Here is a 23,814-nt window from a genome sequence, read left to right on the forward strand (position 1 = left end):
GCTCTATGTGTCTGCCACACCGGAACGAACCCTCAGGACAGATACCATGCCCACCGCATTGATCACCGGCGCCTCCCGCGGCATCGGTGCCGCCATGACCCGCGAACTCACCGCCCGGGGCTTTGACACCATCGGCACCTCCACGAAAGGCGGCGACGGGCTCTACCCGCTCGACGTCACCGACCCGCAAGGCCCCGCCGCACTGGCGCAAACGCTCTCCGGCACCCCCATCGACCTTCTGGTCTGCAACGCCGGGCTCTATCTCGACCGCGGCCAAACCCTTGCGACCGGCTACCCTGCCACGATGTGGGCCATGGAATTCGCGGTGAACGTCACCGGCGTTTTTCTGACCATTCAGGCCTTTCTTCCCGCGCTCCGTGCCGCACAGGGCAAGATCGCGATCATTTCCTCGCAAATGGCCTCGCACACCCGCGCACCGGGGGGCTCCTATATCTACCGGTCCTCGAAAGCGGCCGCCCTCAATCTCGGGCGCAACCTCGCAACCGATCTGCGCCCCGAAGGCATCGCCGTCGGCATCTACCATCCCGGCTGGGTGAAAACCGACATGGGCGGCGCTGGCGCGGAGATCACGCCCGAAGCGGCGGCCACCGGCCTCTCGGACCGCTTCGAAGCCCTCTCGCTTGCGTCAACCGGCTGTTTCGAGACATGGGACGGGCGGGCCCACGCCTATTGAGGCCGATCCGGCTTAAAAATAACGGCGTCACACAACCGTCACCCTTGCGCTTTGCCCCTTTGCCACTTAGAGAACCGTGACCAGTTTGAGACGGGGGAACCGGGCAAAAATGCCAATTCTCGTGATGAAATTCGGCGGCACGTCCGTCGCAACGCTCGACAAGATCAAACGCGCCGCCAAGCGCGTCGGTCGCGAAGTCGCCAATGGCTATGACGTGATCGTCGTGGTCTCGGCCATGTCGGGCGAAACCAACAAGCTCGTGGGCTTCGTAAACGAAACCTCGCCGATGTATGACGCGCGCGAATATGACGCCGTCGTGTCCTCGGGCGAGAACGTCACTGCGGGCCTCATGGCGTTGACGCTTCAGGAAATGGATGTGCCCGCGCGCAGCTGGCAGGGCTGGCAAGTGCCGCTCAAGACCAATTCCGCGCATTCCGCCGCCCGGATCGAGGAAATTCCGACCGACAACATCCTTGCGAAATTCGCCGAGGGCATGAAAGTCGCCGTCGTCGCGGGCTTCCAGGGCATTTCGCCCGAAGGCCGGATCACCACGCTGGGCCGTGGCGGTTCCGACACCACCGCCGTGGCATTCGCCGCCGCCTTCGAGGCCGAGCGTTGCGACATCTACACCGATGTGGACGGGGTCTATACCACCGATCCGCGGGTCGAAAGCAAAGCCCGCAAGATGGAAAAAGTCGCCTTCGAGGAGATGCTGGAAATGGCCTCCCTCGGCGCGAAAGTGCTTCAGACCCGCTCGGTCGAGCTGGCCATGCGCTACGGCGTACGCCTGCGCGTCCTGTCGTCTTTCGAGGAATATAACCCCAATGCCGGCACGCTGATCTGTGCCGAGGAGGATATCGTGGAAAACAAACCTGTCTCCGGCATCGCCTCGTCGCGCGAAGAGGCCAAGATGACCCTTCTGTCCGTCGCCGACCGTCCCGGCATCGCCGCCGCGATCTTCGGCCCGCTGGCCGAGGCCGGGGTGAACGTCGACATGATCGTTCAGAACATCTCCGAAGAGGGTCGCACCGACATGACCTTCTCCTGCCCGATGGATCAGGTCAAACGTGCCGAGGCCGCGCTGGCCGAAGCCAAGACCAAGGGCGATCTGAACTACGGCGAACTGATCTCCGACATGAACGTGGCGAAGATCTCCCTCGTCGGCATCGGCATGCGCTCGCAGTCGGGCGTCGCCGCGAAAATGTTCAAAGTGCTGCGCGACGAAGGCATCAACATCAAGGTGATCGCCACCTCCGAGATCAAGATCTCCGTGCTGATCGACCGCAAATACACCGAGCTGGCCGTGCAGGCCCTGCACGACGCCTTCGAGCTCGACAAAGCCTGATCCGGGCCATCCTTGCCGCTCACATGAAACCCCCGCGCCTCGCACGGGGGTTTTCTTTTGTCCGATCGCCCCCACATGAGACCAAAGGAGACCGCCATGCGTGAGACGATTCTCTGGCAACGCGCCGAGGGTGCCCTGATCTGCGTCGCTGCGCTTTGCGCGCTCAGACACCTCGGCCTCCCTCTGTCGCCCTGGGCCATGGCCGCCCTGTTTTTCGCCCCCGACCTGTCCTTTGCCGCCTATGCTTTCGGCCCCCGCGCCGGGGCTTTCGCCTATAATCTCCTGCATCTCTATGGCTTTGGCGCATGCATCGGTCTTGTCGGCCTGATCTTCGCGCAACCAGTGCTCGCCGCTCTCGGCCTCCTCTGGATCGGACATGCCGGGGCCGACCGCGCCCTCGGCTATGGGTTGAAATCACCCCAATCCTTTGTGATCACACATCTCGGACGGATCGGCAAAACCGGCGCATAAATCGCACCTGCGGCGAAACTTTCTGCACCTGCACAGGCAACTCCCGGATTTTTCTGCACTTTTTCCACGCAAATTCACGCTCAGCCTGCCCGCAGAGGTTGATTTCCTCTGGGCAATCCCCACATCTGTGCTCTAAGAAGACGACGCCCAAAGCAAGGCGCGCGAGAGGACCGGCGGGGACATGCCAAACAATATGGAGAGCGAAAGCCGGAAGCTTCTGGGCCGGCTCAGGGACACTCTGGCCGAGGACAGCGCCGGGCAGGCGCGCCTCGATCGCATCACCCATCTGATCGCCGACAGCATGCAGACCGAGGTCTGCTCGATCTACCTGTTCCGCGACAAGGACACGCTCGAACTTTGCGCCACCGAAGGGCTCAAACCCGAGGCGGTGCACAAGACCCGGATGCGCATCGGCGAAGGCCTCGTGGGCCGGGTCGCCCGCACCCGCTGCATGGTCAACACCGCCGACGCCCCCGCCGAGCCGGGCTTCCGCTACATGCCCGAGACCGGCGAGGAGATTTATTCCAGCTTCTTCGGCCTGCCGATCCAGCGTCTTGGCGAAATTCTCGGCGTTCTGGTCGTCCAGTCGAAAGAGGCCCGCGCCTTCACCGACGATGAGGTTTACGCCCTCGAAGTGGTCGCCATGGTGCTCGCCGAAATGACCGAACTCGGTGCCTTCGTCGGCGACGAGGGCGGTATGGGCGCGCTCCACACCCACCCCGTGCTGTTTCGCGGCCTGACCGGTCAGGAGGGCGTCGCCGAAGGCCATGTCTATCTCCACGAACCGCGCGTCGTGATCACCAACCCGGTGGCCGACGACCCGGAGGCCGAATCCCTGCGCCTGCGCGAAGCGGTGGACAAGCTGCGGATCTCCGTCGACAGCATGCTCGCCCGTGTCGAACCCTCCGACAAGGACCAGCGCGAAGTGCTCGAAGCCTATCGCATGTTCGCCAATTCCCGTGGCTGGATGCGCCGGATGGAAGAGGACATCGGGCGCGGTCTCTCCGCAGAGGCCGCCGTCGAAAAAGAACAAAGCGCTGCGCGCAGCCGTCTCGCCACCGTGCCCGACCCCTATATGCGCGAGCGCCTGCACGACCTCGACGACCTGTCGAACCGGCTTCTGCGCATCCTCACCGGGCAGGGCAAGGAAACCGGTGCCGAAATGCCCGAAAACCCCATTCTCGTGGCCCGCAACATCGGCCCCGGCGAGCTTCTGGACTACGGCAAGGATCTCAAGGGCATCGTGTTGGAGCAAGGCTCCGTCGGTTCGCATGCCGCCGTCGTCGCCCGCGCCTGGGCGATCCCGCTCGTCATCCATGCCGAAGGCATCACGACAGAGGCGCTCAACGGCAATACCATCCTCATCGATGGCGATCAGGGCGTGGTGCACCTGCGTCCCGAAGAAACCGTCGCCACCGCCTTTCGCGACAAGATCGCGATGCAGGCCGAAGCGCAGAAACGCTATGCCGGTCTCGTGGGGCTCCCGGCCCAGACGCTCTGCGGCAAACATATCGCGCTGCACATGAACGCCGGTCTGATGGCGGACCTGCCGTCACTGGCCACCTCCGGCGCCGAGGGCGTGGGCCTGTTTCGCACCGAATTGCAGTTCCTGATCCGCAACAAGGTTCCGAAACGCGGCGATCTCGCCTCGCTCTATGCCCGCGTCATGGATGCCGCCAAGGGCAAGCGCGTGGTGTTCCGCACCCTCGACATCGGCTCCGACAAGGTGCTGCCCTATATGAAACCGCAGGACGAACCGAACCCGGCGATGGGCTGGCGTGCGATTCGCGTCGGGCTCGACCGGGGCGGCGTCATGCGGATGCAGTTGCAGGCCCTCATTCGCGCCGCTGCGGGCCGCCCGCTGACCATCATGTTCCCCTTCGTGGCGCAATTCGACGAATTCCGCGAGGCCAAGGCCATGCTCGCCACCGTGCTGGAAAGCGAAGGCAAACTGGGCCATGTCCTGCCCGCCTCGCTCGAAGTCGGCGCAATGTTGGAGACCCCGTCGCTGGCCTTCGCCCCCGACCGGTTCTTCGAGGAAACCGATTTCATCTCCATCGGCGGCAACGATCTCAAACAGTTCTTCTTCGCCGCCGACCGGGAAAACGAACGCGTCCGCAAGCGCTACGACACGCTGAACTATTCCTTCCTGAGCTTCATCCGCCAGATCGTCGCCCGCTGCGACCAGTTCGACACGCCCGTGTCCTTCTGTGGCGAGGATGCCGGACGTCCCTTGGAAGCGGTGGCCTTCGCCGCCATGGGCGTGCGCACCCTGTCGATGCGCCCGGCCTCCATCGGCCCCGTCAAGGCGATGCTGCGGCGTCTCGATCTCGACGAGGTGGCGGCGGTGATCGATCAGGCCGCGGCGAGCGGCGCACAATCGGTGCGCAAGGCGCTCTCCGATCACCTCGCGGAGCGCGGTTTCGTCACCTGAAACGCGTTAGCGCTTCATCTCCACGCGCAACATCTCCTTGAGCGCGTCAAAGCCCAGATCGCTGTCCTCGGCCATGCGCAACAGCCCAAAGCTCACATGCGCCATGTCCTGATAATAGGCGGTATAGGCGTAATTCGTCGCCGCCCCCGCCACTGCGCCCAGTACGGGGACGGTCTGGGTCGCAAGTTTCTGCCCCAGCACCACGGACAGCCTCGGCGCAACCTTGGCGATGATACCGTTGAGCGTCGCCCCGGTCAGCGTCGTGCGCGCCGCCAGAAACCCGAGATCGGCCCCGTCATCCGCCTCCAAAGGCCCGGCGGCCGCAAAGACCTGAATGCAGGCCTTGCGCACATCGTCGCGGTCGGGGTCGAAGCCGTGTTCCTCGGCCACCACCTGAATCGCATGCAACAGCACCGTCGTCGTCACCGGCAATTCGGCCAAAGCGGTCGGCAAGCCCCCGGCCCCGCCCAGCGCGCCAAGCCCCGAGGTCACCGCCCGCGACAGCCAGGCGTTGCCCTTCACGTTGCGCCGCCCGCGCGAGGCCCCGTCAAAGGCCAGCTCCAGCGCCGACATCGTCGCACCTTCCAACTGCCCGCGCACCGGCGCAGGCAGTTTGTTGAACAACCCGTCGGCGGTGCCGCCCACCATGTTCAAAAGCTGCATTCCGGGGTGATTGGCGCGTTTGAGACGCCGCGCAAGCGCCCGGATCGCCTCCGGCGTCGGGGCTTGCAACACGGCATGAGAGCCATCGGTGAGGGGCGGCAATTCTTTCATCATATCCCTTAGATGGGATCAGTCGTCCTTGTGGACAAGCCCCTCGACCCCGTCCCAGGCTCCGGGACGCAACGCGACGCCCAAAACCCGGTCGGGGTTCGTGGGCGGCGGCATCTGGACATGGTCGAGCTTTTCGAAACCGAAACGGTTGTAATAGGGCGCATCGCCCACCAACATCACCCGGTCCCAGCCCAGACGCACCGCCTCCGCCATCGACTCGGTCATCAACATGCCGCCAAGCCCCTCGCCCTGCCGCGTCGGGTGCACAGCCACGGGGCCAAGCAGAAGCGCACGGTGCTCCCCCGCCCCAATGCGGATCGGCCAGAACCGAATCGCGGCGGCCAGAACGCCGTTTTCATCGCGGGCAATGAGGCAGAGATCCTGAACCTTCGGCACGCCGTCGCGCAGGCGATAAGACGACAAAAGCTCGCGTCCGGGGGCAAAACAGGTGTCATAGAGGGCTTCGACCTCCCACCAATCCGCGTCCGTTTCCACGTCGAGCTTGTACACATCCGCCTCATTTCTCGCCGCAGGGCTTGCAGCCTGCTGGTTTTGCTCGAAATCCTGCTAGCACGACGCTACATGAGGGGCAACGCGAAGAAGAGGTCCCGCACAATGTTCTACCGCCCCAAAGACGGCCATGGCCTGCCACACAACCCGTTCAACGCCATCGTGTCGCCCCGCCCCATCGGCTGGATCTCCACCCGCTCCGCGAGCGGACATGAAAACCTCGCGCCCTATTCCTTCTTCAACGCCGTCGCCTATATCCCGCCGCAGGTGATGTTCTCCACCGTCGGTGCCAAGGACTCGTTGCGCAACCTCCGGGAAACCGGCGAATTCTGCGTCAACCTCGTGGGCGCGAACCAGATCGCGGTGATGAACGCCTCCTCCGAGGCACTCGGTTTCGAAGAGGACGAGTTCGCCCATTCCGGCGCGCTCCGCGCCCCCTGCCGTGACATCGCCTGTTCCCGTGTCGAGGACGCACCGGCCTCTCTGGAATGCAAGGTGACCCAGATCGTGCCACTCGAAGGCAAGGACAATTTCGCGATTTTCGGCGAGGTCGTCGGCATCCACATGCGCGAGGATTGCGTCATCGACGGGCGGTTCGATGTCGTCCACGCCCGAATGCTGTCGCGCCTCGGCTATCGCGATTATGCCGAGGTCACCGAAGTGTTCGAACTGACGCGCCCGAATGATTAATCCCCAAGGATTGAGCTTGTCTGAGTATTTTTCCAGCAAAGGAAACGCATAAGGGGCCACTAGGGCCCCTTTTCTTGTCTTTATCGAATATTCGGGCTCAGTGCCCGGCACCCAGCACCCCGGTGCGCACAGAGTAGTCGGTGGCGACCTCGTAATCCGGGTCGTCGTCGCTGTCGATCATCAGGTGACCGGCGTTTTTCAACAACCGGTGACAGTCGCGCGACAGGTGGCGCAGTTGGATCTCCTTGCCCTGCGCCTCATATTTCGCGGCCAAGCTTTCGATCGCGTTGAGCGCGGATTGATCCGCCACCCGGCTGTCGCCGAAATCGACGATCACCATCGCCGGGTCGGTGGCCGGGTCAAACATCTCAAGGAAGCCTTCGACCGAGCCGAAGAACAGCGGGCCCTGGATCTGATAGACCTTGGCCCCTTCCGGCGTCTCATAGGTTTTGGCATGGATGCGCGAGGCGTTCTGCCACGCGTAGGCCAGCGCCGAGACGATCACCCCCACGATCACGGCGACCGCGAGATCTTCGAACACGGTCACCACGGTCACGAGCACGATGACAAACGCGTCCACCCGCGGCACTTTGCGCATCACGTTGAACGAGTTCCACGCAAAGGTGCCGATCACCACCATGAACATCACGCCCACGAGGGCCGCGAGCGGGATTTGTTCGATGAGCGGGCTGGCGACCACGATGAAAAGCAACAGAAACACCGCCGCCGTGATCCCGGCAAGCCGGGTGCGTCCGCCGGATTTCACGTTGATCATCGACTGGCCGATCATGGCGCAACCGCCCATGCCGCCGAAAAAGCCGGTGACCACATTGGCCGTCCCCTGCGCCACGCATTCCTGCGACACGCCGCCCCGCTCGCCCTTGATCTCTCCCACGAGGTTGAGGGTCAAAAGGCTCTCAATGAGGCCCACAGCGGCCCCGATCAGCGCATAGGGGAAGATGATCTTGAGCGTCGCGACAAAGCTGTCCATGCTCTCGAACATCGGCACGGCAGGGATATGGAACTGCGGCAGCCCGCCCTTGATCGTCGCCATATCGCCGACGCGCGGCACGTCGATGCCAAAGGCGATAACGACGCCAGCCGTCACAAGAATACCCGCCAGCGGCGCCGGGATGATCGAGGTGACTTTCGGCAGGAAATGCACCACCGCCATGGTCAGCCCGACCAGCGCCAGCATGATCATCAGAGGCAGACCGGACATATAGTGATCCGTCCCCGGCTCTTTGAATTGCGTCATCTGCGCGAGGAAAATCACGATAGCGAGGCCATTGACGAACCCGAGCATCACCGGATGCGGCACAAGGCGGATGAATTTTCCGAGCCGGAAAATCCCCGCGAGGATTTGCAGGATGCCCATGAGCACGACGGTCGCGAACAGGTACTCGACCCCATGCTGCGCCACGAGGCTCACCAGCACCACGGCAATCGCCCCCGTGGCCCCGGAAATCATCCCCGGCCGCCCACCGATCAGCGCCGTGATCAGCCCCATCAGGAAGGCCGCATAGAGGCCCACCAGCGGGTTCACCCCCGCCACGAAAGCGAAAGCCACCGCCTCCGGCACCAGCGCCAAGGCGACGGTCAGCCCGGAGAGCAGATCGGTTTTGATTTGTTTCGGCGTCAGCGGATAGGAGGGCGAGGAGGTAATGGAGAGGTTCTTCGCAAAACTTGCGAGCGCGGATTGGATCACGGGAGGCCCCCAGATGTCAGGATTTGTGCGGTTATCGGCTCTATAACGGCTTTGCTGCGGTTGCGAAAGCCTGTGACGCCCAGTCCGCTCCGGACTGTTGCGCATTGCCCCTTGCGCGCCCCGCCGCAGCGCCGCAAGGTTGGGCCGACCAGCATAGGAGACGGGCATGACGGAAAAACAGCGTGTGATCGGCGTGATGGGCGGCTCTGGCGTCTATGAAATCGACGGGCTGGAAGAGGCCACCTGGCAGGCCGTCTCGACCCCGTGGGGCGATCCCTCCGACGCGCTTCTGACCGGCATGCTTGAGGGCGTCAAAATGGTCTTCCTGCCCCGTCACGGCCGCGGCCATGTCCATTCGCCCTCCACCGTCAATTACCGCGCCAATATCGACGCGATGAAACAGATGGGGGTTACGGATCTTTTCTCCGTCTCCGCCGTCGGATCGTTCCGCGAGGAAATGGCCCCCGGCGACTTCGTCATCGTCGATCAGTTCATCGACCGCACCTTTGCGCGGGAAAAGAGCTTCTTCGGCACGGGCTGTGTCGCGCATGTTTCCGTCGCACATCCGGTCTGCGAACGCCTTTCCGGCATCGCCTATGAGGCCGCGCGCTCCACGGGCGTCACGGTTCATATGGGCGGCACATATCTCGCCATGGAAGGGCCGCAGTTCTCCTCCATGGCCGAAAGCAAGATGTACCGGGACTGGGGGTGCGACGTCATCGGCATGACCAATATGCCGGAAGCCAAACTCGCCCGCGAGGCGGAGATCTGCTACGCCTCCATCGCCATGGTCACCGATTACGACAGCTGGCACCCGGACCACGGCGCGGTTCAGATCACCGACATCCTCAAGACGCTGAAGGCCAACACGGCGCACGCCAAATCCCTTGTCGCGGCCCTTCCCGAGCTTTTGGGCGGCGCTTATGAACCCTGCCCCTTCGGCTGCGACCGCGCGCTTGAGTATGCGATCATGACCGCGCCGGACAAACGCGATCCGGCGATGATCGAGAAACTGGCGACCGTCGCAGGTCGTGTCTTGAAAGGATAACCCGATGCCCTTCGACCTTTGGCTGGCCTTTGTCGCCGCCTCCACCGCGCTTTTGATGATCCCCGGCCCGACGATCCTTCTGGTGCTGTCCTACGCCCTCACCCAAGGCAAACGCGTCGCCGTTGCCACCGCTCTGGGCGTCGCCCTCGGCGATTTCGTGGCCATGACCGCCTCGCTTCTGGGTCTGGGCGCGCTGGTGATGGCCTCGGCCACCGCCTTTACCGCCCTCAAATGGGTCGGCGCCGCCTATCTTTTCTACCTCGGCTTCAAGATGCTGAAATCCGCCCCCCACGCCACGCTCGGCACGGTCGAACAGATGGGCCATGTCAGCTCGAAACAGGTGTTCACCCATGCCGCTGCGGTCACTGCGCTGAACCCGAAATCCATCGGCTTCTTCATCGCCTTCGTGCCGCAGTTCATCACCCCCTCCGCGCCCATCGCGCCCCAGTTCACCGTGTTGATCGCGACCTTCGTCACCCTCGCCACCCTCAATGCGCTGGCCTATGCGCTCCTCGCCAATCGTATGCGTCAACGCATCCAGCGTCCCCGCGTGCTGCGCAACATGACCCGCGCAGGCGGTATCGCGCTCCTCGGCATGGGGGCCTTGACCGCCACGCTGCGCCGCGCCGCCTGACAGAGCCTGAAAAAAGAGAACGACCATGAAAACCGTCAAGGATTACATCCGCACCATCGTCGATTTCCCGCATGAGGGCATCCTGTTCCGCGATGTCACCACGCTCTTTGCCGATCCGCGCGGCATGCGGCTTGCCATCGACCAGCTGCTCGATCCTTACGTCGGCCAGCGCATCGACAAGGTGGTCGGCCTCGAAGCCCGCGGTTTCATCCTCGGCGGCGCCATCGCGCATCAGCTCTCCATCGGCTTCGTGCCCATTCGCAAAAAAGGCAAACTGCCGGGTGCGGTGATCTCCGAAGAGTACACGCTCGAATATGGCGAGGCCGTGGTCGAGATCCATGACGACGCGATCCAGCCCGGCGAGAAAATCCTCGTGGTCGACGATCTTCTCGCCACCGGCGGCACCGCAGAGGCCGGGATCAAACTGGTCGAACGTCTGGGCGGCGAAATCGTCGGCTGCGCCTTCATCATCGACCTGCCGGACCTCGGCGGTCGCAAACGTCTGGAAGATCTGGGCTACGACATCCACGCCCTCTGCCAATTCGAAGGGCTTTAAACGCTTTCGTAAGGAATCGAACATAAAGCTGTGCCTGTTCCGAGGAGCCGGAACGCTGTTTGCACCACATGTGAGCACTCACATCCCGCGCCCAGATCGCCCCCCGGTCAGGGCGCTTTTCTCTGTGCGCTTTTCTGTGCGCCCTTCCCTACATCAACCTTAATCAGATGAACCTTAACGCGACCTCAGAGAGTCATCCAAGCGGACATCGGGCTTTCTGATGGCTGAAATACTCAGCCCCCTTAGCCCCGCAGCACCGCGCCGGGGTTCATGATCCCCTTCGGATCGAGCGCCGCCTTGATCGCCCGCATCGCAGACAATTTCGCCGGATCGCCATAACGCTCCAGATCCTCCGCCTTGAGCCGCCCAACGCCATGCTCGGCACTAAACGACCCGTCGTACTCCGCGACCAGATCATGCACCACGCGCTTCACCTCGGCCCGGATGTTCTCATATTCCGACCGGTCCCGCCCCTTGGCCGGGAAAACGTTGTAATGCAGGTTGCCGTCCCCCAGATGACCGAACGCATTCACCCGCACATCGCCCAGTGTCGAAAGCCGCTCAATCCCCTCCGGGATGAACGCCGCAATCCTTGAGAGCGGAATGGAAATGTCATGCGACGAGATTGACCCGATCCGCTTGTTACCCTCCGGGATGGTTTCCCTGAGCGTCCAGAACGCCTGCCGCTGCGCCTCGCTCTGGGCAATCACCCCGTCACTCACCAACCCCGCCTCAAACGCGCGCTCGAACAGCGTCGCCAGCATCTCATCCGGATCGGATGCGCCCGAGACGCCCAGATCCATGAACACGCACCACTCCGGGCGGGCCTCGAACGGCTGGCGAATCTCGGGCACGGTCTCGGCCAAGAACTCCAGCCCCATGCCCGAGATCAATTCAAAGGCCGAAATTCCCTCCCCGGCAATCCCCTGTGCCATGTTCAAAAGCTCCAGCGCCGCCGCAGGCGAGGGCACCACAAGGATCGCCGCAGCCGTGCGCTCCGGCCTTGGGAACAACCGCAGCGCCGCAGCGGTGATCACGCCCAGCGTCCCCTCCGCCCCGATCAGAAGGTTGCGGATGTCATAGCCCGTGTTGTCCTTGCGCAGGCGTTTCAGCCCGTGAAAAACCTGCCCGTCCGGCAGCACCGCCTCGATCCCGAGGCACAGCTCGCGGGCATTGCCATAGCGCAGCACATTGAGCCCGCCCGCGTTGGTCGACAGGTTCCCCCCGATCCGACAGGTCCCCTCCGCGCCCAAGGACAGCGGGAAAAGCCGCCCGGCCTCTTCCGCCTCATTCTGCACCTCGGCGAGGATCGCCCCGGCCTCAGCGACAATCATGTTCTCTTCCGGGTAGGTCGCGCGGATTTTGTTCATCCGCTCCAGAGACAGGATCACGGGCGCCGGTCCCTCATAGGCGATCTGCCCAAGAACCAATCCGGTTCCGCCCCCAAGAGGCACGATGCCGACCCCGGCCTCGTTGCAAAGCCGCACCACGGTGGCGACCTCTTCGACCATCTTCGGACAAGCGATCACGGCGGCCTGCCCGTGATAGCGCCCGCGCGGGTCTTCCAACTCGCCGGGACGGCGGTCGCGCAGCGTGCCGGGCGGCAGGGCCGCGTCAAGCCTGTCGAGAAATTCGGGTGTGGCGGGTTGGGTCATCGGGAACTCCTTTCCCCCGGATGTAGCTCAAAGCGGCTCACACGGAAAGAAGCAGCGCCCGCGCAAGGGCCGACAAAAGTCCGACAGAAATCCGACGCTTTGCCGACAGAGGTTTCAGCGCCGCAATCAGGCCAGCCCGACATCCGTCGGCCCGCGCCGGTCGTGCCGCAGCGAGGAATAAAGCACATGGTTGCGCCAGCGCCCGTTGATCTGCAAATACGCCTGCGCCACGCCTTCGTATTTGAACCCGGCCTTCTCCAAAGCCCCCCGCGAGGCGGCATTTTCCGGCAGGCAGGCCGCCTCGATCCGGCTCAGATCGAGCCTGGTGAAGGCATGATGCACCACCGCCGCAATGGCCTCTTTCATATATCCCTGACGGGCGTAGCGCGCGCCGATCCAATAGCCGATGGTCCCCGCCTGTGCAGGCCCCCGCCGGATGTTATCCAGCGTCAGCGCCCCCACCAAAGCCTCGTCGTCGCGGCGAAACAGAAACACCGGCAGGCCGGTGTCCGCCTTATAGGTCCGCTCCGCCCAGAAGACGCGATTGGTAAAGGCCTTGCGCGTCAGGTGATCCGCCGCCCAGGTCGGCTCCCAGGGCTGTAAAAAGTCGCGGCTTTCCGCCCGCAACGCCGCCCAGGCGCGGTAATCGGCATGTTGCGGCAGGCGTAGGACCATGCGCTCCGTGTCGATCTTCACCTTGAGACGGCGCTTGAGCATCAGGCCGCGAACCTTTCGCGCAGATGCTCCAGTTCGGGCGCGGCTTTGACCGGGCCGTAAAGCGCCATGGAGGCCTTACCCATGCCGGTTTTCACAAGGAATTCCCGCACGTTATCCACCGTCACCGCATTGATCCGCTCGACGGTTTCCTCAAGCGCCGGGATGCGTCCCCAGATGCCGATCATCCGCGCATTGCGCTCGGCGCGCGACGACGGGCTTTCCAGCCCCATCAGCAATCCGGCCTTGATCTGGGCCCGCGCACGATCCACTTCCACGAGTGTCATCTCTTCGGCGGCGCGTTTCATCTCGTCGATTGTGACTTCCGCCAGATCCTTGATCTGATCGCCCGACGTGCCCGCATAAATCGTGGTCAGACCGGTGTCGGAATAGGCCCCGGATTGCGCGTAGATCGTATAGCAAAGACCGCGCTTTTCGCGCAGTTCCTGGAACAGGCGCGACGACATCCCCCCGCCCAGCGCGGTGGTCGCGGTCTGCGCGATATAGATATCCTCGTCGCGATAGGCCGGGCCTTCGAACGCCAGCGTGAAATGCGCCTGTTCGAGTTTCTTGACCTTGCGATACTGGCCGCCTTCGAAAATCGCCGGATCGGCATGATCGCGACCATGCGGTTTGAGCCCGCCGAAAATCTCTTCGGCCTCGGCGACGATCCGGTCGTGGTCGATATTGCCCGCAGCCGAGAGCACCATACGTTCGGGGCTGTAATGCTCTTCGACAAACCCTGCGAGATCGTCGCGCGTGAAACTCCGCACCCGCTCGGCAGGTCCCAAAATGGTCCGCCCAAGCGCCTGTTTCGGGAAGGTTGCCTCCTGCAACCAATCGAAAATCACATCGTCCGGCGTATCGAGCGCCTGCCCGATTTCCGACAGGATCACACCGCGCTCGAGCTCCAGCTCTTTCGGGTCGAAAATCGGATTGAGAACGATGTCCCCGATCACATCGAGCGCCAGAGACACGTCGTCTTTGAGCACCCGCGCGTAATAGGCCGTGACCTCGCGCGAGGTGTAAGCGTTGAGATACCCCCCCACGTTTTCAAGCACTTCGGCGATTTCCAAGGGCGTGCGGCGATGCGTACCTTTGAAGGCCATATGTTCGAGAAAATGCGCAATGCCGTTTTGTTCGAGCCGCTCATGCCGACCGCCCGCCATGACCCAGACGCCGATGGAGGCCGACTGCATCGAGGGTTGAAGCTCGGTGACGATACGAAACCCGTTGGGCAGAGTGTGAATGCGCGGGCTCAAGCAAGGCGCTCCTTGATCAGGGTTTTGAGCCCTTCGAGATCGTTCGGGACAACCGTAAAGCGCTCGTCGCGCTCGAACAGGTCGGCCATATGCGGCGGCAGCGCCGGGTGGATGCCACAGGCGGCTTCGACAGCGGCGGGGAATTTCGCCGGATGGGCGGTGGACAGCGAAATCATCGGCACGTCCGAGAGGTTCTCTTCGCCAACCTTGACGGCCACAGCCGTATGCGGGCAGAGCACTTCGCCGGTGCGCGCATACATGTCGGTGATCGTCGCCATGGTCTCGTTTTCCGACGCACGACCGGAGGTGAAAGTCTCGCGCAGGCGATCCATCGCGCCTTGGGAAATTGCGAAAGAGCCGGATTTCAGCTCGGTCATCAGCTGGGCAATCGCGGCACCTTCCCGGTCATAGACATCGAACAGCGCGCGTTCGAAATTCGACGACACCTGAATGTCCATCGACGGAGAAATCGACGGCGTCACGCCCTCTTTCGTATAGGCGCCGGTCACCATGGTGCGGTGCAGAATGTCGTTCTGGTTCGTCGCGATCACCAGCTTGTCGATCGGCAGCCCCATGCGTTTCGCGATATAGCCCGCGAAAATATCCCCGAAATTGCCGGTCGGCACGGTGAAGGACACTTTGCGACGCGGCGCGCCCAGAGAGACAGCGGAGGTGAAATAATATACCACCTGCGCCAAAACCCGCGCCCAGTTGATCGAGTTCACGGCAGCGAGTTTGACACCCTCGCGGAAATCATGATCGGCGAACATCTCTTTCAGCGCGGCCTGACAATCGTCGAAATCGCCCTCGACGGCCAACGCATGGACGTTCGCCTCCGGCGGCGTCGTCATCTGGCGACGCTGCACATCGGACACCCGACCATGTGGGAAAAGGATGAACACATCGACATTCGACAGGCCTTTGAACGCCTCAATCGCGGCGGAGCCGGTATCGCCGGAGGTCGCCCCGACGATGGTCACATGTTTGCCGGAGCGCGACAGGGCGGCCTGAAACAGCTGGCCGATCAGTTGCATGGCGAAATCCTTGAACGCCAGCGTCGGGCCGTGGAACAGTTCCAGAAGGAAGTGGTTCGGACCGAGCTGCACCAGAGGCGCGCGGGCGTCGTGTTTGAACCCGGCGTAAGCCTTGGCGATGATCTCTTTGAATTCCGCATCCGTGAACGTGTCGCCGATGAACGGCTTCATCACGAGGAAGGCAACATCTTCATAAGACAGCCCCGCAAACCCGGCGATCTCCGCCTCGGTGAGGGTCGGAATGGTCTCGGGCACATAAAGCCCGCCGTCGGAGGCAAGGCCCGTCAGCATGGCCTCTTCAAAGTTCAGCACCGGCGCTTGGCCACGGGTGGAAATGTAACGCATGTGTTCCGCTCGTCAGATTGTTCGCGCCCTGATACGCCACAGGAGGAAAAGAGTCATCCCCAACCAGACAAGGCAAAGCGAAAACCATGTGATCGCATATTGCAGATGGTCGTTCGGGATGCCTTCGATCCCCACAGCCATCGGCTCGATCCCCTCCCCCGTGCTTTCGCGCGCGACGATCAGCACGGGTTCCGTGTCCAGAGCATCCGCCATCTCCGGGATGTCGCGGCCAAACCAGATGTTGCGGCCCGTGTCCGGCGCGGGTGTGGAGCTGTTCATGTCGTCGGGCCAATGCAGATTGCCGATCACCGTTGCGGGACCACCGCCGCGTGGGGCATCCTTGGCCATCTCCGGAACAAACCCGCGATCCAGAAGCACGCGCCGCCCATCCACCGTGGTGAAGGGGGCGATGATCAGATAGCCCGCACCCACCTGTTTGCGCGATACGAGAACATGCAGTTCATCCGTCCCGATCTCTCCCGAGGCCATGACCGGCAGGTATTTCATCGACGGATCGATCTCCAGGGGCAGAGAAACCGGCGCGGCGTCGATCTTCGCTTCGATCTCCGCCAGCACACCCTGTTTCCACTCCAGCCGCTTGAGCTGCCATGTGCCGAGCGCAATCAGGATCGCACAGCCCAAGACCCCGATCAGCAGGGGAAAGATCATCCGTTTGAGCATAGTCTCTCCAGTGAAAAAGGGCGCGACGCGCCCTTCTCATGAGGTTTTCCGATGGTCCAAATACTCAGGAGCCTTACTGTCCCCAAATATAGACCACGACGAAGAGGAAAAGCCACACCACGTCGACGAAGTGCCAATACCACGCGGCAGCCTCGAACCCGACATGGTTCTCCGGCGTAAAGTCGCCCTTCATCGCCCGCACCAGACAAACGGTCAGGAAAATCGTGCCGATGATGACGTGGAACCCGTGGAACCCGGTCGCCATGAAGAACGAGCCATAGAAGAAATCGCCACCGAACGTGTAGCCCTCATGGACGAAAAGCTCGTAATATTCATAGGCTTGGAAGATGGTGAACGCCGCGCCGAGACCGATGCCGAGCGCCAGCCCCGCGACGATGTCCTTGCGGATATTGCCATGCACCAGCGCATGGTGCGCCCAGGTCACGGCAGCCCCCGAACACAACAGGATCAGCGTATTGAGAAGCGGCAGGTGAAACGCTTCGATCGGCACGATCTCCGGCTTGACGTATTCGGTGCCGGAATAGGTGTACATCGGGTAAAGCGCGTTCTTGAAGAAGGCCCAGAACCATGCGGCGAAGAACATCACCTCCGACATGATGAACAGAATGAAGCCATAGCGCAGCCCGATCCGCACCACCGGCGTGTGATCGCCCACCGCGTTCTCGCGGATCGTATCGCCCCACCAGGACCACATCACGTAAAGCGTGCCGATCAGCCCGACGAAAAACAGCCAGGGCATGTCGTTGGCCATCCACATCACCGCCCCGAAGAGCATGATGAAGGCCGCAACCGCCGCCATCAGCGGCCAGGGCGACGGCGGAAGGATGTGGTAATCGTGGTTCTTTTCATGCGCCATGTGAGTACGTCCTCTCCCTTGGATGCCCGTTCGGGCTTAGTTCAGACTCGTGTCCGAAGACCCGCCGACATCCAGCGCGGCATAGTCCTCGGGCAGGTCCGTTTCGTGAAACGTGTAGGACAGGGTGATGCGATGCACGTATTTGGCATCCCTGTCGGTGGTGATCTCGGGATCGACATAGAAGGTCACCGGCATGAGCACCCGCTCGCCGGGTTGCAACACCTGTTCGGTGAAACAGAAACAGTCGATCTTGGTGAAAAACCCGCCCGCTTCGAAGGGGGCGACATTGTAAGATGCTGTGCCGGCAACGATGCGGTCGGTCGGGTTATAGGCCTCGTAAAACGCCAGCCCCGTCTCGCCGATGCGCAGCTCCATCGTGTTGACCACGGGCTTGAAATGCCACGGCATATCCGGGTCGGTGTTGGCATCGAAGCGGATCTTGATGGTCTCGTCGAGGATCACGTCCGATCCCGTTTCGGCCACATCGACCGTACCGCCAAACCCCGTGACCGCGCAGAACCAGCTGTAGAACGGCACGGAGGCCCAAGCGAGCGCGCCCATGACGGTGACGACACCGAGCAGTTTCACAACCGTTTTCTGCGGGGCCCTGAGTGGCATCAGCGCGACGCCTCCTGCGCGAAATGCGCCGGATCGAGCACGGTGACCTTCACCACCGTCAGCCCCATCAGCAGAACAACGAAAGCGCCCAGCACAAGCCCGAGCCCGACGTTGCGGGAGCGGCGGCGGTCGTGAATTTCGTGAAGTTTGGTGATCGCCATGTCAGAACGGCCCTCCGATACCGAAAGAAAACAGTGCCTTGTCCACCATCAACGCCATGAAATGCAGGAAGGTGTAGGCCAGCGAAAGTTTGAAGAATGCCTTTTCGGCCCTGTAGCCGTCGGCCTCCGCCACCGTCTCATCGCGGCGCCAGAGCGCAATGGCGCCTTTGACGAAGAGCGCGTTCATCACCACCGCAACCACGAGATACGACCAGCCCGCCAGAGGTGTTGCGAACATCGCCGCCGAGAACCCGGCGAGCAGGATCGTATAGACGAGGATGTGATTGCGGGTCGCGCGCTTGCCATGGGTGACGGTCAGCATCGGCACACGCGCCTTATCGTAATCCGCGTTCATGAACAGCGCCAGCGACCAGAAATGCGGCGGCGTCCACATGAAGATCAGCATGAACATCAGAACCGACGACAGGGTCATGTCTCCGGTCACCGCCGCCCAACCGATCATCGGCGGAAACGCCCCGGCGGCCCCGCCGATGACGATGTTCTGCGGCGTGCGGCGTTTCAGACCCATGGTGTAGACGACAACGTAGAAGAAGATGGTGAAGGCCAGCAAAGCCGCCGCCACCCAGTTGGTCGCGAGCCAGAGCATCACCACCGCAAAAGTCGACAGCGTCAACCCGAGCCCCAACGCCTCCTCGCGCGTCACCTTGCCCGCCGGGATCGGGCGCGACTGTGTGCGTTTCATCACCCGGTCGATGTCGCTGTCATACCACATGTTGAGCGCGCCGGAGGCGCCGCCGCCAATGGCGATGCAGAGGATCGCGAAAAAGCCGACAAACGGATGCACCCCGCCGGGGGCCACGATCAGACCGGCAAAGGCGGTAAAGACCACAAGCGACATGACCCGCGGCTTCAAAAGCGCGAGGTAATCGCCAAAACCGGCTTCCCGGCTGTCGTCCCGACCGCTTTCCAGACTGATCGTCACATCCGTCATCGCGTGTTCTCCTCCCTGTGCACCGCGGGTTTTGCCTCTGTCGGCGCATATTGTGCGTGGGTCTTGCGATGGGGCGATTACCCGCCCTCATCGGTATTTTGACGCAAGATTACTCGGCAGAGGCCAGCCTGATCGCCGCGGGCGCAGTGTCATTGGCGGCGTAAAGCTCCTTCGCCTCCACCAGCCAGGCGTCATATTTGTCCTGCGTCACCACCTGCACGGTGATCGGCATGAAGGCGTGATCCTTGCCGCACAGCTCCGAACACTGGCCAAAGAACGTCCCGGTCTTCTCCGGTTTGAACCATAGCTCGGCCACCCGCCCCGGCACGGCGTCCTGTTTCACGCCAAAGGCCGGGATGGTCCAACTGTGGATCACATCCGCGCCGGTCACCCCCATGACGATGTTCTTGCCCACCGGCACCACCACCCGTGTATCGGTCGCCAGAAGATAGAGATCGTCGCTGTAGCCATTCGCCGCAAGCTCCTCACGCGGCAGAAGGAAGCTGTCGAAGGCGATGCCCTCATCGACATAATCATAGCCCCAGAACCACTGATAACCCGTCACCTTGATGTAGATGTCGCCCTCCGGGATTTCCTGTTGCTTGAACAGCACCGGCAGGGAAAACGCCCCGATCACCACAAGGATCAGGATCGGGATCAGCGTCCACGCCACCTCGATCGGCGTGTTGTGCGTGAACTTGGCAGGCGTTTTGTTGGCGCGGCTGTTGTAGCGGACGATCACCCAGAGGATCAGCCCTGCGACAAAAAGGACAATGGCCGTGATGATCACGAGGATCATATGGTCCAACCCCTGAAGGTCGCGTGCCAATTCGGTCGCGGCCGGCTGAAAGCCCATCTTGCCGTTGACCGGCGCCCCAAGAAGCTCGCCTTCCTGGGCCATCCCTGCAATGGGGGCGACCATGGCACTGAGCATGGTTGCGAAAAAAGTGGCCGCGGAAACCGGCCATTTGGCGTGTGTGCGCATTTTTCCTCCCTTTGACGCAATGCAACGTATGCGGGCAACGTGATGCGGCGTTTTCCCCGCAGCCCCGGTATTCCGGGTGCTTTTTCATTGAGTCTGGTCTAACAGAAACCATATTAGTCGCATTGGAACAAGAATTTCCGTGCCCTGACGCGCGGTTTGCGCTTGAGCCCCATGCAACCAAGGAGAATATCCGTGACCTCGGGACGTTTCGATCCGTTCAACACCAGCCTCGACCTTGAAACCGCCCTGACGATTCTGCGCGGAGCCGTGGCGGGCGCGGACGACGGCGAGCTGTTTCTGGAGCGCCGCACCTCCGAGGGTCTCGTGCTCGACGACGGGCGCATCCGCACCGCCTCCTACGACGCGTCCGAGGGTTTCGGGCTGCGTGCCGTGCGGGGCGAAACCGCCGGTTACGCCCATTCCACCGAAATGTCAGAGGCTGCGATTCGCCGTGCCTCCGAGACCGCGCGTCTCGCAGTGGGCGACGGTGGCGGCACGCTGGCCGAGCCGCCGCGCCCCACCAATGTCAAACTGTACACGGATGAAAACCCGCTCGACGGCGCGGCCTTCGAGGTCAAGATCGACACGCTCCGGGAGATCGACGCCTATCTGCGCGATCTCGATCCCCGCGTGGTTCAGGTCACCGCCTCCCTCGCCGCCTCGCATCAGGAGGTCTATATCCTGCGCCCCGAAGGCGGGCTTGTCTCCGATGTGCGCCCGATGGCGCGGCTGTCGATTTCAGTCATCGTCGAGCACGCGGGGCGGCGCGAAAGCGGCAATGCGGGCGGCGGCGGGCGCTTTGGCCTCACGGGGCTGATCGCCCCCGATCACTGGAAAGGTGTGGCACGCGAGGCGTTGCGCATCGCGGTCGTCAACCTCGACGCCGTGCCTGCCCCTGCGGGCGTGATGGATGTCGCACTTGGACCGGGCTGGCCCGGCGTGTTGCTGCACGAAGCCGTGGGGCATGGGCTTGAGGGCGATTTCAACCGCAAGAAAACCTCCGCTTTTGCGGGCCTGATGGGGCAACAGGTGGCTGCCAAAGGCGTGACCATTCTCGATGACGGCACCATCCCGGACCGGCGCGGGTCCATCTCTGTCGATGACGAGGGCACCGCTTCGGAGAAAACCGTTCTGATCGAAGACGGCGTGCTGGTCGGCTATATGCAGGACCGTCAGAACGCCCGCCTCATGGGGGTGAAACCCACCGGCAACGGACGGCGCGAAAGCTACGCCCACCCGCCGATGCCCCGGATGACCAACACCTATATGCTGGGTGGCGACATGGCCCCCGATGAGATTCTCTCTGGCATGGATGACGGCATTTACGCCGTTGGCTTCTCCGGCGGGCAGGTCGACATCACCAACGGCAAGTTCGTGTTCAACTGTACCGAAGCCTACCGCGTCGAAAAGGGCCGCGTCGGCGCGCCCGTCAAAGGCGCGACCCTGATCGGCGACGGCGCAACCGCAATGAAACATGTGCGCGCCATCGGCAATGACATGGCGCTCGATCCGGGCGTGGGCAATTGCGGCAAGGCCGGGCAATGGGTGCCGGTGGGGGTCGGGCAGCCGACTCTGTTGATCGGCGGGCTGACCGTCGGTGGCTCGGGCGCCTGATCCCTTTTGCAAATTTGAAAGATGCGCGCGCTGTTCGGCCTTAACAAAGCTGAACAGATCGCGCGTTTTTGCTTTGCCATCAGGGGCAAGGCGTAAAAAATATCGTTCAACGGGGTTAAAAGGCGAAGTTTCGGAAATTTGGTAACCGCTCATTAACCATTTTAAGGGATGCTGGGAGGGCAAGAGACGGAGAGAGTTGGTTCCTTGGATTTCATCCCTTCCCACCACCCCCTCACCCCACCCCACACCGTGGAAGATCGGGCCGACTGGCTCCGGCTCTTGCGCTCCAGACGCGTCGGCGTCAGTACGTTTTACCGGCTGATGCGGGAACATGGCTCTGCCCGCGCCGCCCTTGAGACCCTCCCCCAAATCGCCAGAAACGCCGGTGTTGCCGAATACCAGATTTGCCCCCAAGGCGTGATCGAGGCCGAGCTGCGCGCTGCGCGCAAGACAGGCGCCCGGCTGATCCTGCGCACGGATGACGATTACCCGGCACTCCTCGCCCTGATCGAAGACGCGCCGCCCGCACTTTGGGTCAAGGGCGATCTGTCGCTGTTCGAACGCCCCGCGCTGGCCATTGTCGGCGCGCGCAATGCCTCCTCTCTCGGCACACGCTTTGCCCGCACTCTGTCGCGCGAGCTGGGCGCAGAAGGCTTCGCCATCGCCTCAGGCCTTGCCCGTGGCATCGACGCCAGCGCCCATGAGGCGGCATTGGACACCGGGACCATCGCCGTTCTGGCGGGCGGTCTCGACGAGATTTACCCAGCCGAAAACACCGCGCTCTATCATTCCATCGCCGAACAGGGCCTGCTGATCTCCGAGCAGCCCTTTGGCATGAAACCCTTTGCCCGGCATTTCCCGATGCGCAACCGCATCGTTTCCGGTCTTTCCCGCGCCACCATCGTGGTGGAGGCTGCCGCACGCTCCGGCTCGCTTCTCACGGCGGGAAACGCCCTCGATCAGGGGCGGGAGGTCATGGCGGTGCCCGGTCATCCTTTCGATGCGCGCTCCGCCGGGTGCAATATCCTGTTGCGCGACGGGGCCACGCTCATTCGCAGTGCACGCGATGTGATCGACGCGCTCGCGGTCGCCTCGCCTCTGGCCCAGACCGCGATGGAGACGCCGGACATGGCCATTCCCGTGCCCGCGGCCCCGCAGGAGAGCCGCAACCTCGCCGATCATGCCGCGCTCCACAGGGAAATCCTCGCCCGGCTCGCGGGCGCGCCCCTGCCCGAAGACGATTTGATCCGCGACATCGGCCTCGCCGCCGACCGGGTCAGCTCGGAAATACTCAATCTCGAGCTTGAAGGCCGGATTTCCCGCAAACCCGGCGGACTGCTGGCGCTGGGTTAAAGCGTTGCAAGCGCTTCACACTCAATCCGTGTTTCAGATTAATGCGAAACGTGTCAGGAACACCCGCCAGCGCCGATGGCATTCTCGTCACTCCAGGGGACAGTAGCCGTGCAAAACGACCGGAAAAGCGCTGCAATAGGGCTCGCGGGCAAACCAGACATCCGTCGCGCCGATGCTGTGATCGACCACAGCCCATTGATCGCCCTCGCGGATCAGGAAGGCGATGACATCGAGCCCGCCGACCTCCTCGAAGTAAGACGCATCCTCGCCGAAATAGCGCACCATGGGGGTCTCGGCGACATGGATCGCACCGCCGCCCGGACGCTCTGGTGCCAGCATGGCAAAGGCATGATCGCCGCTCGCGCGCAATTGACGCACCACGAACTCGACCGGGCGTCCCAGTTGCCATTCGACAACCGGCCGGATCGCATTCATCAACTGCGCGCGTTCCACCGTGCCGCGGGCCGGTTCGTGCCAGTTCTGGGCAAATCCGAGCGAGGGCAGGATCATCGTCGCCATCGCTACGGCCCATCGTCTCATCTGTCTCATCCTCCGCACTCCCTGCTCGAAAACCTGCCCGATCCTCGCGCATTCGGACCCGAGGGGAAACAATAATCCCGGCGATGCATTGACAATCCGGCCTCCCTCAGCCCATTTTCCGCCGCCATAAGGCCCCCCGTTTCAGAATCCTAAGGACGT

At 62.7% G+C, this 23,814-nt stretch carries 24 protein-coding genes; 10 read left to right on the top strand and 14 right to left on the bottom strand.

The genetic code is table 11. The features are described from left to right. The first annotated feature begins 46 nt into the window (after nt 1-46). The 4 genes from V1471_RS10480 (at nt 47) to ptsP (ending at nt 4,944) form a co-directional block, all read left to right on the top strand. Nucleotides 47-694, top strand: a complete 648-nt coding sequence (locus tag V1471_RS10480) for an SDR family NAD(P)-dependent oxidoreductase (RefSeq protein ID WP_434288576.1) — start codon at nt 47-49, stop codon at nt 692-694. A gap of 109 nt (nt 695-803) precedes the next feature. Beyond that, nucleotides 804-2,039, top strand: coding sequence for an aspartate kinase (locus V1471_RS10485; protein ID WP_434288578.1), 1,236 nt, complete (start codon nt 804-806; stop codon nt 2,037-2,039). 96 nt (nt 2,040-2,135) lie between these two features. Next, nucleotides 2,136-2,510, top strand: coding sequence for a DUF4260 domain-containing protein (locus V1471_RS10490; RefSeq protein WP_434288579.1), 375 nt, complete (start codon nt 2,136-2,138; stop codon nt 2,508-2,510). A 181-nt stretch (nt 2,511-2,691) separates the two neighbouring features. Further along, a complete protein-coding gene (gene ptsP / locus V1471_RS10495) occupies nt 2,692-4,944 on the top strand; it encodes a phosphoenolpyruvate--protein phosphotransferase (protein ID WP_434288580.1) in 2,253 nt (750 codons plus the stop codon). Between the two features lie 6 nt (nt 4,945-4,950). Here ptsP and V1471_RS10500 read toward each other — a convergent pair whose 3' ends face one another. Further along, nucleotides 4,951-5,721, bottom strand: coding sequence for an EcsC family protein (locus V1471_RS10500; protein WP_434288582.1), 771 nt, complete (start codon nt 5,719-5,721; stop codon nt 4,951-4,953). A gap of 15 nt (nt 5,722-5,736) precedes the next feature. Then, complete coding sequence (locus tag V1471_RS10505) at nt 5,737-6,228, bottom strand: GNAT family N-acetyltransferase (RefSeq protein ID WP_434288583.1); 492 nt, start codon at nt 6,226-6,228, stop codon at nt 5,737-5,739. 105 nt (nt 6,229-6,333) lie between these two features. Between V1471_RS10505 and V1471_RS10510 the strand changes: the two genes are divergently transcribed. Continuing rightward, nucleotides 6,334-6,918 carry a flavin reductase family protein gene (locus V1471_RS10510; protein ID WP_434288584.1) on the top strand — a complete coding sequence of 195 codons (585 nt, stop codon included), beginning with the start codon at nt 6,334-6,336 and terminating at the stop codon, nt 6,916-6,918. Between the two features lie 97 nt (nt 6,919-7,015). Here the strand turns inward: V1471_RS10510 and V1471_RS10515 are convergent, their stop codons facing one another. Then, the gene (locus tag V1471_RS10515; protein ID WP_434288585.1) at nt 7,016-8,626 is read right to left on the bottom strand and encodes a SulP family inorganic anion transporter; all 1,611 of its coding nucleotides are present in this window, start codon (nt 8,624-8,626) and stop codon (nt 7,016-7,018) included. Nucleotides 8,627-8,792: 166 nt separating this feature from the next. On the opposite strand from V1471_RS10515, the gene V1471_RS10520 reads away from it, so the two are divergent. The 3 genes from V1471_RS10520 to V1471_RS10530 are packed head-to-tail and all read left to right on the top strand — an operon-like array spanning nt 8,793 to nt 10,864. Then, nucleotides 8,793-9,674 (top strand): S-methyl-5'-thioadenosine phosphorylase, encoded by an 882-nt coding sequence (locus tag V1471_RS10520; RefSeq protein ID WP_434288587.1) that lies wholly within the window; start codon nt 8,793-8,795, stop codon nt 9,672-9,674. A gap of 4 nt (nt 9,675-9,678) precedes the next feature. After that, a complete protein-coding gene (locus V1471_RS10525; RefSeq protein ID WP_434288588.1) occupies nt 9,679-10,308 on the top strand; it encodes a LysE family translocator in 630 nt (209 codons plus the stop codon). A gap of 25 nt (nt 10,309-10,333) precedes the next feature. Further along, on the top strand, nt 10,334-10,864 hold the full coding sequence (locus tag V1471_RS10530; RefSeq protein ID WP_434288589.1) for an adenine phosphoribosyltransferase: 531 nt from the start codon (nt 10,334-10,336) through the stop codon (nt 10,862-10,864). Between the two features lie 242 nt (nt 10,865-11,106). On the opposite strand, the gene V1471_RS10535 is transcribed toward V1471_RS10530, so the two are convergent. From V1471_RS10535 to coxB, 10 genes are all read right to left on the bottom strand, one after another. Then, on the bottom strand, nt 11,107-12,519 hold the full coding sequence (locus V1471_RS10535) for an FAD-binding oxidoreductase (RefSeq protein WP_434288590.1): 1,413 nt from the start codon (nt 12,517-12,519) through the stop codon (nt 11,107-11,109). Nucleotides 12,520-12,645: 126 nt separating this feature from the next. Next, on the bottom strand, nt 12,646-13,236 hold the full coding sequence (locus V1471_RS10540) for a GNAT family N-acetyltransferase (RefSeq protein ID WP_434288592.1): 591 nt from the start codon (nt 13,234-13,236) through the stop codon (nt 12,646-12,648). Then, nucleotides 13,236-14,495 (bottom strand): M16 family metallopeptidase, encoded by a 1,260-nt coding sequence (locus V1471_RS10545; protein WP_434288593.1) that lies wholly within the window; start codon nt 14,493-14,495, stop codon nt 13,236-13,238. Before V1471_RS10545 ends, V1471_RS10540 begins: the two co-directional genes overlap by 1 nt. Then, entirely contained in the window at nt 14,492-15,874 is a 1,383-nt protein-coding gene (gene thrC, locus V1471_RS10550) for a threonine synthase (RefSeq protein WP_434288595.1), read from the bottom strand. The genes V1471_RS10545 and thrC overlap by 4 nt, the downstream gene beginning before the upstream one ends. A gap of 12 nt (nt 15,875-15,886) precedes the next feature. Further along, nucleotides 15,887-16,555 (bottom strand): SURF1 family protein, encoded by a 669-nt coding sequence (locus tag V1471_RS10555; protein WP_434288597.1) that lies wholly within the window; start codon nt 16,553-16,555, stop codon nt 15,887-15,889. 73 nt (nt 16,556-16,628) lie between these two features. Next, nucleotides 16,629-17,432, bottom strand: a complete 804-nt coding sequence (locus tag V1471_RS10560; protein WP_066710188.1) for a cytochrome c oxidase subunit 3 — start codon at nt 17,430-17,432, stop codon at nt 16,629-16,631. A 36-nt stretch (nt 17,433-17,468) separates the two neighbouring features. Then, nucleotides 17,469-18,050: a cytochrome c oxidase assembly protein gene (locus tag V1471_RS10565; RefSeq protein WP_434288600.1), complete on the bottom strand. Its 582-nt coding sequence runs from the start codon at nt 18,048-18,050 to the stop codon at nt 17,469-17,471. Next, nucleotides 18,050-18,211: a cytochrome C oxidase assembly protein gene (locus tag V1471_RS10570; protein WP_066710179.1), complete on the bottom strand. Its 162-nt coding sequence runs from the start codon at nt 18,209-18,211 to the stop codon at nt 18,050-18,052. Before V1471_RS10570 ends, V1471_RS10565 begins: the two co-directional genes overlap by 1 nt. Before the next feature lies 1 nt (nt 18,212). Beyond that, complete coding sequence (gene cyoE, locus V1471_RS10575; protein WP_434288602.1) at nt 18,213-19,163, bottom strand: heme o synthase; 951 nt, start codon at nt 19,161-19,163, stop codon at nt 18,213-18,215. Nucleotides 19,164-19,272: 109 nt separating this feature from the next. Beyond that, complete coding sequence (gene coxB / locus V1471_RS10580) at nt 19,273-20,148, bottom strand: cytochrome c oxidase subunit II (protein WP_434288604.1); 876 nt, start codon at nt 20,146-20,148, stop codon at nt 19,273-19,275. A 171-nt stretch (nt 20,149-20,319) separates the two neighbouring features. On the opposite strand from coxB, the gene tldD reads away from it, so the two are divergent. After that, nucleotides 20,320-21,762, top strand: a complete 1,443-nt coding sequence (tldD, locus tag V1471_RS10585; protein WP_434288606.1) for a metalloprotease TldD — start codon at nt 20,320-20,322, stop codon at nt 21,760-21,762. Nucleotides 21,763-21,930: 168 nt separating this feature from the next. Beyond that, complete coding sequence (gene dprA / locus V1471_RS10590; RefSeq protein WP_434288608.1) at nt 21,931-23,115, top strand: DNA-processing protein DprA; 1,185 nt, start codon at nt 21,931-21,933, stop codon at nt 23,113-23,115. Between the two features lie 87 nt (nt 23,116-23,202). Here the strand turns inward: dprA and V1471_RS10595 are convergent, their stop codons facing one another. Beyond that, nucleotides 23,203-23,664 (bottom strand): hypothetical protein, encoded by a 462-nt coding sequence (locus V1471_RS10595; RefSeq protein WP_434288609.1) that lies wholly within the window; start codon nt 23,662-23,664, stop codon nt 23,203-23,205. Nucleotides 23,665-23,814 lie beyond the last annotated feature (150 nt).

Source organism: Celeribacter sp. SCSIO 80788 (assembly GCF_051054295.1).
GTDB lineage: Bacteria > Pseudomonadota > Alphaproteobacteria > Rhodobacterales > Rhodobacteraceae > Celeribacter.

Excerpts from the sequence above, each read along its gene's own strand:
- V1471_RS10565 (WP_434288600.1), bottom strand. The coding sequence starts at position 18,050 with ATGCCACTCAGGGCCCCGCAGAAAACGGTTGTGAAACTGCTCGGTGTC.
- V1471_RS10485 (WP_434288578.1), top strand. The coding sequence starts at position 804 with ATGCCAATTCTCGTGATGAAATTCGGCGGCACGTCCGTCGCAACGCTC.
- V1471_RS10535 (WP_434288590.1), bottom strand. The coding sequence starts at position 12,519 with ATGACCCAACCCGCCACACCCGAATTTCTCGACAGGCTTGACGCGGCC.
- thrC (WP_434288595.1), bottom strand. The coding sequence starts at position 15,874 with ATGCGTTACATTTCCACCCGTGGCCAAGCGCCGGTGCTGAACTTTGAA.
- V1471_RS10480 (WP_434288576.1), top strand. The coding sequence starts at position 47 with ATGCCCACCGCATTGATCACCGGCGCCTCCCGCGGCATCGGTGCCGCC.
- V1471_RS10520 (WP_434288587.1), top strand. The coding sequence starts at position 8,793 with ATGACGGAAAAACAGCGTGTGATCGGCGTGATGGGCGGCTCTGGCGTC.
- V1471_RS10530 (WP_434288589.1), top strand. The coding sequence starts at position 10,334 with ATGAAAACCGTCAAGGATTACATCCGCACCATCGTCGATTTCCCGCAT.
- V1471_RS10490 (WP_434288579.1), top strand. The coding sequence starts at position 2,136 with ATGCGTGAGACGATTCTCTGGCAACGCGCCGAGGGTGCCCTGATCTGC.
- V1471_RS10500 (WP_434288582.1), bottom strand. The coding sequence starts at position 5,721 with ATGATGAAAGAATTGCCGCCCCTCACCGATGGCTCTCATGCCGTGTTG.
- coxB (WP_434288604.1), bottom strand. The coding sequence starts at position 20,148 with ATGCGCACACACGCCAAATGGCCGGTTTCCGCGGCCACTTTTTTCGCA.
- V1471_RS10560 (WP_066710188.1), bottom strand. The coding sequence starts at position 17,432 with ATGGCGCATGAAAAGAACCACGATTACCACATCCTTCCGCCGTCGCCC.
- tldD (WP_434288606.1), top strand. The coding sequence starts at position 20,320 with ATGCAACCAAGGAGAATATCCGTGACCTCGGGACGTTTCGATCCGTTC.
- V1471_RS10570 (WP_066710179.1), bottom strand. The coding sequence starts at position 18,211 with ATGGCGATCACCAAACTTCACGAAATTCACGACCGCCGCCGCTCCCGC.
- cyoE (WP_434288602.1), bottom strand. The coding sequence starts at position 19,163 with ATGACGGATGTGACGATCAGTCTGGAAAGCGGTCGGGACGACAGCCGG.
- V1471_RS10555 (WP_434288597.1), bottom strand. The coding sequence starts at position 16,555 with ATGCTCAAACGGATGATCTTTCCCCTGCTGATCGGGGTCTTGGGCTGT.
- dprA (WP_434288608.1), top strand. The coding sequence starts at position 21,931 with ATGCTGGGAGGGCAAGAGACGGAGAGAGTTGGTTCCTTGGATTTCATC.
- V1471_RS10510 (WP_434288584.1), top strand. The coding sequence starts at position 6,334 with ATGTTCTACCGCCCCAAAGACGGCCATGGCCTGCCACACAACCCGTTC.
- ptsP (WP_434288580.1), top strand. The coding sequence starts at position 2,692 with ATGCCAAACAATATGGAGAGCGAAAGCCGGAAGCTTCTGGGCCGGCTC.
- V1471_RS10540 (WP_434288592.1), bottom strand. The coding sequence starts at position 13,236 with ATGCTCAAGCGCCGTCTCAAGGTGAAGATCGACACGGAGCGCATGGTC.
- V1471_RS10595 (WP_434288609.1), bottom strand. The coding sequence starts at position 23,664 with ATGAGACAGATGAGACGATGGGCCGTAGCGATGGCGACGATGATCCTG.
- V1471_RS10525 (WP_434288588.1), top strand. The coding sequence starts at position 9,679 with ATGCCCTTCGACCTTTGGCTGGCCTTTGTCGCCGCCTCCACCGCGCTT.